Source organism: Streptococcus sp. 27098_8_91 (assembly GCF_041432385.1).
GTDB lineage: Bacteria > Bacillota > Bacilli > Lactobacillales > Streptococcaceae > Streptococcus.
In genome coordinates, this window is the sequence record NZ_JAPVZN010000005.1 from 141,552 (window position 1) to 153,685 (window position 12,134).

The 12,134-nt window shown below is 35.0% G+C and carries 10 protein-coding genes, 1 tRNA gene and 1 rRNA gene; all 12 read left to right on the forward strand.

All coding sequences use genetic code 11. From position 1 onward, the window contains the following. The first annotated feature begins 56 nt into the window (after positions 1-56). Complete coding sequence (gene ychF / locus O3611_RS06280) at positions 57-1,172, forward strand: redox-regulated ATPase YchF (protein WP_371608115.1); 1,116 nt, start codon at positions 57-59, stop codon at positions 1,170-1,172. 72 nt (positions 1,173-1,244) lie between these two features. After that, positions 1,245-1,814 (forward strand): aminoacyl-tRNA hydrolase, encoded by a 570-nt coding sequence (gene pth / locus O3611_RS06285; protein WP_371608116.1) that lies wholly within the window; start codon positions 1,245-1,247, stop codon positions 1,812-1,814. Further along, positions 1,807-5,310: a transcription-repair coupling factor gene (mfd, locus tag O3611_RS06290; RefSeq protein ID WP_371608117.1), complete on the forward strand. Its 3,504-nt coding sequence runs from the start codon at positions 1,807-1,809 to the stop codon at positions 5,308-5,310. The genes pth and mfd overlap by 8 nt, the downstream gene beginning before the upstream one ends. A 63-nt stretch (positions 5,311-5,373) precedes the next feature. Further along, positions 5,374-5,640 (forward strand): RNA-binding S4 domain-containing protein, encoded by a 267-nt coding sequence (locus O3611_RS06295; RefSeq protein WP_001234970.1) that lies wholly within the window; start codon positions 5,374-5,376, stop codon positions 5,638-5,640. Beyond that, entirely contained in the window at positions 5,633-6,001 is a 369-nt protein-coding gene (locus O3611_RS06300) for a septum formation initiator family protein (RefSeq protein ID WP_075228438.1), read from the forward strand. Before O3611_RS06295 ends, O3611_RS06300 begins: the two co-directional genes overlap by 8 nt. Positions 6,002-6,007: 6 nt before the next feature. Continuing rightward, on the forward strand, positions 6,008-6,130 hold the full coding sequence (locus O3611_RS06305; RefSeq protein WP_261676148.1) for an SP_0009 family protein: 123 nt from the start codon (positions 6,008-6,010) through the stop codon (positions 6,128-6,130). Next, positions 6,123-7,391, forward strand: a complete 1,269-nt coding sequence (locus O3611_RS06310; protein WP_371608118.1) for a serine hydrolase — start codon at positions 6,123-6,125, stop codon at positions 7,389-7,391. Before O3611_RS06305 ends, O3611_RS06310 begins: the two co-directional genes overlap by 8 nt. Next, entirely contained in the window at positions 7,388-8,665 is a 1,278-nt protein-coding gene (gene tilS / locus O3611_RS06315; protein ID WP_371608119.1) for a tRNA lysidine(34) synthetase TilS, read from the forward strand. Before O3611_RS06310 ends, tilS begins: the two co-directional genes overlap by 4 nt. 4 nt (positions 8,666-8,669) lie before the next feature. After that, positions 8,670-9,212, forward strand: a complete 543-nt coding sequence (hpt, locus tag O3611_RS06320) for a hypoxanthine phosphoribosyltransferase (protein WP_000890190.1) — start codon at positions 8,670-8,672, stop codon at positions 9,210-9,212. Positions 9,213-9,228: 16 nt separating this feature from the next. Beyond that, positions 9,229-11,187 (forward strand): ATP-dependent zinc metalloprotease FtsH, encoded by a 1,959-nt coding sequence (ftsH, locus tag O3611_RS06325; protein ID WP_371608120.1) that lies wholly within the window; start codon positions 9,229-9,231, stop codon positions 11,185-11,187. A 416-nt stretch (positions 11,188-11,603) separates the two neighbouring features. Continuing rightward, positions 11,604-11,675, forward strand: a tRNA-Glu gene (locus O3611_RS06330). Positions 11,676-11,918: 243 nt separating this feature from the next. Then, positions 11,919-12,134 (forward strand): 16S ribosomal RNA (locus tag O3611_RS06335); the annotation flags it as partial.

The following is a 12,134-nucleotide window of genomic DNA, read 5'->3' on the forward strand; positions in this document are numbered from 1 at the left end:
TTCCCTTTTTGTGTTATAATATTGAAGATTGAAATGTGAACGGAGAATGAGAAACTATGGCTTTAACAGCAGGTATTGTAGGTTTACCAAACGTTGGTAAATCAACCCTATTTAATGCAATTACAAAAGCAGGAGCAGAGGCTGCAAACTATCCTTTTGCGACCATTGATCCAAACGTTGGAATGGTAGAAGTTCCAGATGAACGCCTCCAAAAATTGACGGAAATGATTACTCCTAAAAAGACAGTTCCAACAACCTTTGAATTTACAGATATTGCAGGGATTGTAAAAGGAGCATCAAGAGGAGAAGGTCTTGGGAATAAATTCTTGGCAAACATCCGTGAAGTTGATGCGATTGTTCATGTGGTTCGTGCCTTTGATGATGAAAATGTCATGCGTGAGCAAGGTCGTGAAGATGCCTTTGTGGATCCGCTAGCAGATATTGATACCATTAACCTAGAGTTGATTCTTGCTGATTTAGAATCAGTCAATAAACGCTATGCGCGTGTAGAAAAAATGGCGCGTACGCAAAAAGATAAGGAATCAGTTGCAGAATTTAACGTTCTCCAAAAGATTAAACCTGTTCTTGAAGATGGAAAATCAGCTCGTACCATTGAATTTACAGATGAAGAGCAAAAAGTAGTTAAAGGACTCTTTCTCTTGACAACGAAACCAGTTCTTTATGTAGCTAACGTTGATGAGGATGTGGTTGGAGACCCAGAATCTATCGATTATGTGAGACAAATTCGTGAATTCGCAGCAACAGAAAATGCAGAGGTAGTAGTCATTTCTGCGCGTGCTGAAGAAGAAATTTCTGAGTTAGACGATGAAGATAAAAAAGAGTTTCTTGAAGCCATTGGTTTGACAGAATCAGGTGTGGATAAGTTGACTCGAGCTGCTTATCACCTACTAGGACTTGGAACTTACTTTACAGCTGGTGAAAAAGAGGTTCGTGCTTGGACCTTTAAACGTGGCATGAAAGCTCCTCAAGCGGCTGGTATCATCCACTCTGACTTCGAAAAAGGTTTTATTCGTGCAGTGACCATGTCTTATGATGATTTGGTAAAATACGGCTCTGAAAAGGCTGTAAAAGAAGCAGGACGTTTGCGTGAAGAAGGAAAAGAATATGTCGTGCAAGATGGCGATATTATGGAATTCCGCTTTAACGTTTAATCAATATTTAAAATAATGTTAATTAGGTTGGAAAAAAATTCCAACCCTTTTGACTTTTGAAAGGAAATTTAAATGACAAAATTACTTGTAGGATTGGGAAATCCAGGAGATAAATATTTTGAAACTAAACATAATGTTGGCTTTATGCTGATTGACCAACTAGCAAAAAAACAGAATGTTACCTTTACACACGATAAGATATTCCAAGCTGAACTAGCTTCATTTTTCCTTAATGGGGAAAAAATTTATCTGGTGAAACCGACGACTTTTATGAATGAAAGTGGAAAAGCTGTTCATGCTTTATTAACCTACTATGGTTTAGATATTGAAGATTTACTGATTATTTACGATGATCTTGACATGGAAGTCGGAAAAATTCGTCTTCGCGCTAAAGGATCAGCTGGCGGTCATAATGGCATCAAGTCAATTATCCAACATATTGGTACACAGGTTTTCAATCGTGTAAAGATTGGTATCGGTAGACCTAAAAAAGGAATGTCTGTTGTTCACCACGTTTTGAGTAAATTTGACAAGGATGACTATATAGGTATTTTACAGTCTGTTGACAAGGTTGACGATGCTGTAAATTATTATTTACAAGAGAAAAACTTTGAAAAGACGATGCAGAAATATAATGGGTAATGAAATGGCATTAATCGATTTCTTTTTAGAGAATAAACAAATTCTATCTTGGCATGAGAACCTACCACAGAAACAAAGACAATTATTGCTAGGTCTTTCTGGATCAGCAAAATCTTTAGCTATTGCTAGTAGTCTGAAGAGTCAGGATAAGGTTTTAGTGATGACTTCTACATATGGAGAGGCTGAGCGTCTGGTCAATGATCTAATCTCTATACTAGGTTCGGATCTAGTTTATCCATTTCTAGTAGATGATTCACCAATGGTCGAATTTTTGGTATCATCTCAGGAAAAGATTTTTTCTCGGGTTGAAGCTTTGCGTTTTCTAAGAGATAAGTCTCAAAAAGGGATTTTAGTTTGTAACGTCGCAGCTAGTCGGGTATTCTTACCAAATCCTCAAGTTTTTGATGATAGTATCTTAGAACTTCAAGTGGGCCAAGAATGCGAACAAAGAGAATTAAAAAATCACTTGATTTCCCTTGGTTATAAGAAGGTTACACAAGTTCAAAGTCAGGGAGAATTTAGCCTTCGTGGAGATATCTTGGATATCTTTGAAACTTCTCAACTATCTCCTTACCGGATAGAATTTTTTGGTGATGAAATTGATGGTATAAGAGAATTTGATACTGAAACTCAGCTTTCTAAAGACAGTCAGTCTAAAGTACTGATATATCCAGCAAGTGATATTTTACTAACTTTTGAAGATTATCATCGTGGTCAGAAATTTTTAGAACATGAGATTGATAAGGCACTTTCTCCAACTTTAAAGTCTTACTTAGAAGAAGTTTTTAGTTGCATGAAAGAGCAAGTTCTTCATGCTGATATTCGTAAGTTTTTATCTAATTTTTATAAAAAACAGTGGACACTGATAGATTATTTGAATAAAGTGCCCATTATCTTTGATGATTTTCAAAAAATCATGAATCAGTACGATGCTTTTGATAAGGAAACTGCTAGTTACTTTACAGAAGATTTACAAAATAGTAAAACAGTGTCAAGTTTACAATATTTTGCTGATGTAGAAAGTCAATTCAAAAAATATTTACCAGCTAGTTTCTTTTCAAATTTCCAAAAAGGGCTTGGAAATCTAAAATTTCATCATCTGTATCAGTTCAATCAATATCCTATGCAGGAGTTCTTTAATCAGTTTTCTTTTCTGAAAGAAGAAATTGAACGTTATAAAAAATTGAAGTATACGACTGTTCTTCAATCAAGTAGCAAAACTGAACTAAAGAAACTGTCAACGATTCTTGATGAATATGATATTAAAGTTGATAATAGTAATGAAAGTGAAATCTGTAAAGGAACTGTTAATCTTGTTGAAGGAAATCTTCGTCATGGATTTCATTTTGTAGATGAGAATCTTGTATTTATCACTGAATATGAAATTTTTAAAAAGAAGATTAAACGCAAGTATCACAGACAAAATATTAGCAATGCTGAGCGATTAAAGGATTATAATGAGCTTCAAAAAGGAGATTATGTTGTTCATCAAATTCATGGTATTGGTCAATATTTAGGGATTGAAACGATTGAAATCAAAGGAATTCATAGAGACTATGTAAGTGTCCTATATGAAAATGGAGACCGTATTTCCATCCCTGTAGAGCAAATACAGACTCTTTCTAAGTATGTCTCTAGTGATGGTAAGGCTCCAAAGTTAAACAAACTTAACGATGGACGTTTTAAAAAAGCCAAGCAAAAAGTAAAGAGTCAAGTTGAAGATATTGCAGATGACTTGATTAAGTTATATGCCGAGAGAAGTCAACTTAAAGGATATGCATTTTCAAAAGATGATGAAGATCAGGTTGCTTTTGATGAGGCTTTCCCTTATGTTGAAACTGAAGATCAACTTCGAAGTATAGATGAAATTAAAAAGGATATGCAGACTTCTCAACCGATGGACCGACTTTTAGTTGGAGATGTTGGATTTGGTAAGACAGAAGTAGCTATGCGAGCTGCATTTAAGGCTGTCAATGATCATAAACAGGTTGTTGTTTTAGTACCAACAACCGTTCTTGCTCAGCAACATTACAGTAATTTTAAGGAAAGATTTGAACAATTTGCTGTCAATGTGGATGTTTTGAGTCGTTTTAGAAGTAAAAAAGAGCAGACTGAGACACTTGAAAAATTGAAAAAAGGTCAAGTAGATATTTTGATAGGAACTCATCGAGTTTTATCTAAAGATGTTGAGTTTGCTGATTTGGGGTTGATGATTATTGATGAAGAGCAACGTTTTGGTGTTAAGCATAAAGAAGCTTTGAAGGAATTAAAAAAGAAGGTTGATGTCTTAACCTTGACAGCTACACCAATTCCTAGAACCCTCCACATGTCTATGTTAGGTATCCGAGATTTATCAGTCATCGAAACTCCTCCAACCAATCGATATCCTGTTCAAACCTATGTTCTTGAACAGAATGATCGTGTCATTCGTGATGCTATATTGAGAGAAATGGATCGTGGTGGTCAGGTTTACTATCTTTACAACAAAGTTGACACGATTGAAAAGAAGGTTTCAGAGTTACAAGAGTTGATTCCAGAAGCTTCGATTGGCTTTGTTCATGGACAAATGAGTGAAATTCGTTTGGAGAATACGCTACTTGATTTTATTGAAGGTGAATATGATATTTTAGTAACCACTACAATCATTGAAACAGGAGTTGATATTCCAAATGCAAATACTTTATTTATTGAAAATGCAGATCATATGGGATTGTCAACCTTGTATCAATTAAGAGGTCGGGTTGGTCGTAGTAATCGAATTGCCTATGCTTATCTCATGTATCGTCCAGATAAAACCTTGACAGAAGTTTCTGAGAAAAGATTAGAGGCCATCAAAGGTTTTACTGAACTAGGTTCTGGTTTCAAAATCGCTATGCGTGATTTATCCATTCGTGGAGCTGGGAATCTTTTAGGAAGTTCACAGTCTGGTTTTATTGATTCTGTTGGGTTTGAGTTGTATTCTCAGTTACTAGAAGAAGCAATTGCTAAGAAAAATGGAACTGACAAGAAACGTGAAAAAGGAAATGCTGAGTTAATTTTACAAATTGATGCTTATCTTCCGGATGAGTACATTTCAGATGAACGGCATAAAATTGAAATTTACAAGAGAATTCGTCAAATTGACAATCGTGTCAACTACGAAGAATTACAAGATGAGTTGATCGACCGTTTTGGAGAATATCCTGATGTAGTTGCTTATCTTTTAGAAATTGGATTAGTAAAAGCTTACCTTGATAAAGTATTTGTCAATCGTGTTGAAAGAAAAAATAATAAACTTGTCATTCAATTTGAAAAAATTTCGCAGCAACTATTTTTAACACAAGATTATTTCCAGGCTCTATCTCAGACAAGTTTGAAGGCCAATATTTCAGAAAATCAAGGTTTAATTGAAGTTGTATTTGATATTCGAAATAAAAAAGATTATGAAATTTTAGAAGGATTGTTGACTTTTGCTGAATCCCTAGTGGCTATAAAAAATGCAAAAGAGTCAAATTAGGTATGACATTTTTCTTCTATAAAAGGGAGAAAAATGGTACAATAATAATTTGAGGTAATAAAGATGAGATTAGATAAATATTTAAAAGTATCAAGAATTATTAAGCGCCGCACAGTTGCTAAAGAAGTTGCAGATAAGGGACGTATCAAGGTAAATGGTATTCTTGCTAAGAGCTCTACAGATTTAAAAATCAATGACCAAGTTGAAATTCGTTTTGGAAATAAATTGTTGCTCGTAAAAGTGTTAGAAATGAAAGATAGCACTAAAAAAGAAGATGCTGCAGGTATGTATGAAATTATCAGCGAAACAAGGGTAGAAAACGATGTATAAAAAAATTGTGCAAATGAATAATTCTTTTATTCAAAATGAACACCAACGTCGTAAATACTTGATGGAAGAACGACAAAGACGAAATCGTTTTATGGGCTGGGTTTTGATTTTGATTATGTTGTTGTTCATTCTACCAACCTATAATTTGACTCAAAGTTATCAGCAACTACTCGAACGTCGCCAACAGTTAGCCAATCTGAAAAAACAGTATCAAGAATTGAGCGATGAAAAAGATAAAGAATCAAATCTTGCAACAAAACTAAAGGACGAAACTTACGCAGCTAAATATTTGCGTGCTAAATATTATTATTCAAAATCATGGGAGGAAGTATACACCATTCCGGACTTGCTTCCTAGGTAATAGAATATGGAAAATTTATTAGATATTGTTGAACAATTTTTAAGTCAATCAGATGAAAAATTAGAAGAGTTAGCTCAAAAAAATCATCTGTTACGACTTCAGGAAGAAGAGGAAAAGAAGAATGCGTAAATTTTTAGTGATATTACTACTTCCTATTTTCTTTAAAAGTGTCCAAGTAGTAAGCACTGAGAATCCAGTTATCATTCCAAATCAAGAAGTTTATTCCTTAACTCATGCTCCGTATCATTTTTATTATCAAGATACTATAGAATCTCCAAAATTTTATGGTGAAACGTCCATTTATGCTTCAGATGATTTGATAAAAGAGTCAGGGAAAGTCAATGCAGAGACAATATTATCCGTGATAGAATGGCGGTTAAATGGACAAGGTCAGCCTGTCTTTAAATTATCTAATAATCAGTTTGTTGCTGCAGACAAAAGACTTCTATATGATGCATCAAAAATAAATTCTCTATCCCAAAAAGTATGGTTAGAACCTGGATTTTTCATTTACAATAGTCCCTATGATCAAATAGAAAAAACAACTACTTTAGCTCCTTATCAAGAGGTTGAAGTGGATATGTCAGTGTTTGCTGAGGGACGGGAATTTTTACATATCAATCAAATTGGTTGGGTTTCTAGTGATTATATTTCTCAAGATGATAATCGTATCCAGAAAGTACAAGAGTTACTGACTGAAAATTATCAAAATGAACAGTTTTCTATTTATGTTAAACAATTGAGTACAGGTAAGGAAGCTGGCATTAATGAAAATCAAAAAATGTACGCTGCTAGTGTTATGAAATTGCCTTATCTTTATTATGTTCAAGAAAAAATCAATCAAGGTGATTACCAACTTGACACGAAATTGAAGTACGTTTCTGAAGTAAATGATTTTCCTGGTTCTTATAAACCGGAAGGAAGTGGAAGTCTCCCTAAAACAGCGGACAATAAAGACTACACTCTCAAAGATTTAATTACAAAGACAGCGAAAGAATCTGACAATGTAGCTCACAACATTCTTGGATATTATGTTACCAACAAGTCAGATGAGACCTTTAAAAAGGAGATGGCTAAAATTTCAGGTGAAGAGTGGAACGTAACAGATAAGTTAGCATCAGCTAAAATGGCTGGTCAAGTTATGGAGGCTATTTATAATCAGAATGCTTTTGTTTTAGAATCTCTATCACAAACGTCCTTTGATAATCAGAGGATTGCGAAAGATATTTCTGCTAAGGTAGCCCATAAAATTGGGGATGCAGACGAATACAAGCATGACACTGCTATTGTTTATTCAGAGTCTCCTTTCATCATTTCAATCTTTACCAAAAATTCAGATTATGATACCATTTCTAAAATTGCCAAGGATGTCTATGAGGTCCTGAAATGACAGACCAAAATTTTTTAAATCATTTTCTAGAAAAAGGTTATTTTAAAGATCATTCAAAAGTTGTAATAGCCTTATCTGGTGGACTTGATTCGATGTTTCTCTTTCATCTTCTATCAACTTATAAAAAGGAACTTGGTATTGAGATTTTTTTAGTCCATGTCAATCATAAACAACGACCAGAGTCAGACAATGAAGAACATGAATTAAGAAAACTAGCTGAACAAGTTGGATTTCCGATTTATGTAGCTAACTTCTCTGGAGTTTTTACAGAATCGAGAGCTCGTCAATTTCGCTATGAATTTTTTAGAGATGTGATGAGAGAAACATCCTCTAGTGCTCTTGTAACGGCTCATCATGCAGATGACCAGGTCGAGACGATTTTCATGCGATTGATAAGAGGGGGTAGATTACACCATTTATCAGCTATTAAAGAAAGACAAGAGTTTGATAAAGGAGAATTGATTCGTCCCTTGCTCTCCTTTTATAAGAAGGAATTTCCTGAAATTGAACATTTTGAGGATGGAACAAATCAGGAAAATCACTATTTTCGCAACCGTGTTCGCAATCTCTATTTACCGCAGCTTGAAACAGAGAATCTTCAAGTTAGAAAAGCTTTGCTAGAATTTGGAAAAGAGGTATCTGACTATCAGACAGCTATCGGTGAATTATCTCAAACAGTAGATGTGGAAGATTTAACTCAATTCTTATCTTTTTCAGAGGAAACACAACGAGTTTTATTGCAACACTATATTGGTCAATTTGCAAACTTAAATGTAACAAGAGAACAATTTAAACAGATCCACCATATATTGAAAATCAAGAGTCAGTATCGCCATCGTTTAAAAAATGGTTATGAGCTTGTAAAGGAATACGATCACTTTCAGATTTGTAAAATCAGACCAAAGTCTGATGAAAAAAACAATGAGTGTGTGTTAGACTATCTAAACCAAGTTCACTATGAAGGATATCTATTTTCATTTGGACTTCCTTTAGAAGGAGATAGAGTTCAAAAAATATATGTTTCACGGGAAACATCCTTAATTTTACGGCACCGTCATTCAGGTGACTATCTGATAAAAAATGGACATCGAAAAAAACTAAGACGACTTTTTATTGATTTAAAAATCCCTATAGAAAAACGGGAAAAAGTGATAATCATTGAGCAATCAGATCAAATTTGTTCAGTTTTAGGAATTGAAACTAGTGATTTGAGTAAAAAAATGAAAAATGATATAATGAACACTGTACTTTATATAGAAAAAATAGATAGGTAAAATCATGTTAGAAAAAGATATCAAGAAAATTTTGATTTCACAAGATGAAATTACAGAAGCAGCTAAAAAATTGGGTGCTCAGTTGACAAAAGATTATGAGGGAAAAAATCCGATTTTAGTTGGAATTCTAAAAGGTTCTATTCCTTTTATGGCAGAATTGGTGAAATATATTGATACACATCTTGAAATGGACTTTATGATGGTCTCTAGCTATCATGGTGGGACTGTAAGTAGTGGTGTCATTAATATTAAACAAGACGTAACTCAAGATATTAAAGGTCGACATGTTGTCTTTGTAGAAGATATTATTGATACTGGTCAAACCTTGAAGAGTTTGAGAGATATGTTTACTGCAAGAGAAGCGGCATCTGTTAAGATTGTGACTATGTTAGATAAACCAGAAGGCCGTACTGTAGAAATCGAAGCAGATTATACATGTTTTACAATTCCAAATGAATTTGTTGTAGGCTACGGTTTAGACTATAATGAAAACTATCGTAACCTTCCTTATGTAGGTGTATTGAAAGAGGAAGTTTACTCAAAATAGAAGGGTAAGTGTTTGAATGCAAAAACAAAATAATGGTTTCATAAAAAATCCATTCCTTTATTTGTTGATGATTTTCTTGCTAGTGACAGGATTCCAGTATTTTTTTGCTGGCAGATCTGCTGGCCATAGTCAACAAATCAAGTACTCAGAATTGGTGCAGGAAATTACCAATGATAACGTAAAAGAAATGACCTATCAACCAAACGGTAGTGTTATTGAGGTATCAGGTGAATACAAAACTGCAAAAACAGAAAAGAAGGAAACTGGGATTCAATTTTTCACTCCTTCTGCTACAAAGGTAGAAAAATTTACTAGCATTATCCTACCATCAGATACCACTGTTGCTGATTTACAAAAGTTAGCAGGTGAACATCAAACACAAATTGAAGTGAAACATGAGAGTTCAAGTGGCATGTGGATTAACATCCTAGTGTCTATCGTACCATTTGGTATCTTATTCTTCTTCCTATTCTCAATGATGGGCAATATGGGAGGAAATAATGGACGAAATCCAATGAGCTTTGGTCGAAGTAAAGCTAAAGCTGCTAACAAAGAAGATATCAAAGTTCGCTTCTCAGATGTTGCAGGCGCAGAGGAAGAAAAACAAGAACTTGTTGAAGTTGTTGAATTTTTAAAAGATCCAAAACGCTTTACAAAATTAGGTGCTCGTATCCCAGCTGGTGTTCTCTTAGAAGGACCTCCGGGAACTGGTAAAACATTACTTGCTAAAGCAGTTGCAGGAGAAGCTGGTGTACCATTCTTTAGTATTTCAGGTTCTGACTTTGTAGAAATGTTCGTCGGTGTTGGTGCAAGCCGTGTCCGTTCTCTATTTGAGGACGCTAAAAAAGCAGCACCAGCCATTATCTTTATAGATGAAATCGATGCTGTTGGTCGCCAACGTGGTGTCGGTTTAGGTGGAGGTAACGACGAACGTGAACAAACCCTAAACCAACTCTTGATTGAAATGGATGGTTTTGAAGGAAATGAAGGAATCATTGTTATTGCGGCAACCAACCGTTCAGATGTTCTAGATCCAGCTCTTCTTCGTCCAGGTCGTTTTGACAGAAAAGTATTGGTTGGTCGTCCAGATGTTAAAGGACGCGAAGCAATTCTGAAAGTCCATGCTAGAAATAAACCTTTAGCTGAAGATGTAGATTTGAAATTGGTAGCACAACAAACTCCAGGTTTTGTTGGTGCCGATTTGGAAAATGTATTGAATGAAGCAGCTTTAGTTGCAGCTCGTCGTAATAAATCAGTGATTGATGCTTCTGATATTGATGAAGCTGAAGATCGTGTTATCGCTGGACCATCTAAGAAAGACAAGACAGTTTCACAAAAAGAACGTGAATTGGTTGCCTACCATGAGGCAGGACACACCATTGTCGGTCTAGTATTGTCAAATGCCCGTGTTGTTCATAAAGTTACCATAGTACCACGTGGACGTGCAGGCGGATATATGATTGCACTTCCTAAAGAAGACCAAATGCTTTTATCTAAAGAAGATATGAAAGAGCAATTAGCTGGCTTAATGGGTGGACGTGTAGCTGAAGAGATTATCTTTAACGTCCAAACAACTGGAGCATCTAATGACTTCGAACAAGCGACTCAGATGGCGCGTGCTATGGTTACTGAGTATGGTATGAGTGAAAAACTTGGTCCAGTACAATATGAAGGAAATCATGCTATGTTTGGTGCACAAAGCCCTCAAAAATCAATTTCAGAACAAACAGCTTATGAAATTGACGAAGAAGTTCGTTCATTATTGAATGAAGCACGAAACAAAGCTGCTGAAATTATCCAGTCAAATCGTGAAACTCACAAGCTGATTGCAGAAGCATTATTGAAATACGAAACATTGGATAGTACACAAATTAAATCTCTATACGAAATAGGAAAGATGCCTGAAACAATAGAAGAGGAATCACATGCACTATCTTATGATGAAGTAAAATCAAAAATGAGTGAAGAAAATTAATCATCATACATACTATAAACAGAGGAAGCGCAAGTTTTCTCTGTTTTTTTTAAAAAAAGTTGTGGGAACTCTAATTTAAATCAAAGATTTCTATATATAGAAAACAAAATACAAGTTTACCTATGTTAATGCTCTCTTAGAGGAAATGATTCAAATTTTCTGAAAATAAGAATGTAACAGTTACTTGAGTAATATGAAGAAATGTTTTCAAAAAAATGATATGTACTTCATAAAAAACAATTATTGTAAGAAAAAAAATTAACCAAAACTCTGGGCAGACGAACGATTTAAAGGCCGCAAAGCCCTTCTCAGAGAGCTGAAGGAAGTAATTCAGGAGAAATGAAAAAAAGTTCAAAAAAGGTGTTGACAAAGTAAGAAAAGTCGGTATAATAGTAAGAGTTGAAAATAACAACTCCGGTCCGTTGGTCAAGGGGTTAAGACACCGCCTTTTCACGGCGGTAACACGGGTTCGAATCCCGTACGGACTATAGTATGTTACAGATGAAACACTAGATGAAAAAAATTAAAAAAAGTTTCAAAAAAGTGTTGACAAGCGAAAGCGACTGTGATATACTAATATAGTTGTCACTTGAGAGAAGTGAGTGGCAAAGACCTTTGAAAACTGAACAAGACGAACCAATGTGCAGGGCACTACAACAATAGGTTGTAGTACTGAACAATGAAAAAAACAATAAATCTGTCAGTGACAGAAATGAGTGAGAACTCAAACTTTTAATGAGAGTTTGATCCTGGCTCAGGACGAACGCTGGCGGCGTGCCTAATACATGCAAGTAGAACGCTGAAGGAGGAGCTTGCTTCTCCGGATGAGTTGCGAACGGGTGAGTAACGCGTAGGTAACCTGCCTGGTAGCGGGGGATAACTATTGGAAACGATAGCTAATACCGCATAACAGTAGATATTGCATGATATCTGCTTGAAAGGTGCAA

Excerpts from the sequence above, each read along its gene's own strand:
- ychF (WP_371608115.1), top strand. The coding sequence starts at position 57 with ATGGCTTTAACAGCAGGTATTGTAGGTTTACCAAACGTTGGTAAATCA.
- O3611_RS06310 (WP_371608118.1), top strand. The coding sequence starts at position 6,123 with ATGCGTAAATTTTTAGTGATATTACTACTTCCTATTTTCTTTAAAAGT.
- O3611_RS06305 (WP_261676148.1), top strand. The coding sequence starts at position 6,008 with ATGGAAAATTTATTAGATATTGTTGAACAATTTTTAAGTCAATCAGAT.
- hpt (WP_000890190.1), top strand. The coding sequence starts at position 8,670 with ATGTTAGAAAAAGATATCAAGAAAATTTTGATTTCACAAGATGAAATT.
- ftsH (WP_371608120.1), top strand. The coding sequence starts at position 9,229 with ATGCAAAAACAAAATAATGGTTTCATAAAAAATCCATTCCTTTATTTG.
- mfd (WP_371608117.1), top strand. The coding sequence starts at position 1,807 with ATGGGTAATGAAATGGCATTAATCGATTTCTTTTTAGAGAATAAACAA.
- O3611_RS06295 (WP_001234970.1), top strand. The coding sequence starts at position 5,374 with ATGAGATTAGATAAATATTTAAAAGTATCAAGAATTATTAAGCGCCGC.
- O3611_RS06300 (WP_075228438.1), top strand. The coding sequence starts at position 5,633 with ATGTATAAAAAAATTGTGCAAATGAATAATTCTTTTATTCAAAATGAA.
- tilS (WP_371608119.1), top strand. The coding sequence starts at position 7,388 with ATGACAGACCAAAATTTTTTAAATCATTTTCTAGAAAAAGGTTATTTT.
- pth (WP_371608116.1), top strand. The coding sequence starts at position 1,245 with ATGACAAAATTACTTGTAGGATTGGGAAATCCAGGAGATAAATATTTT.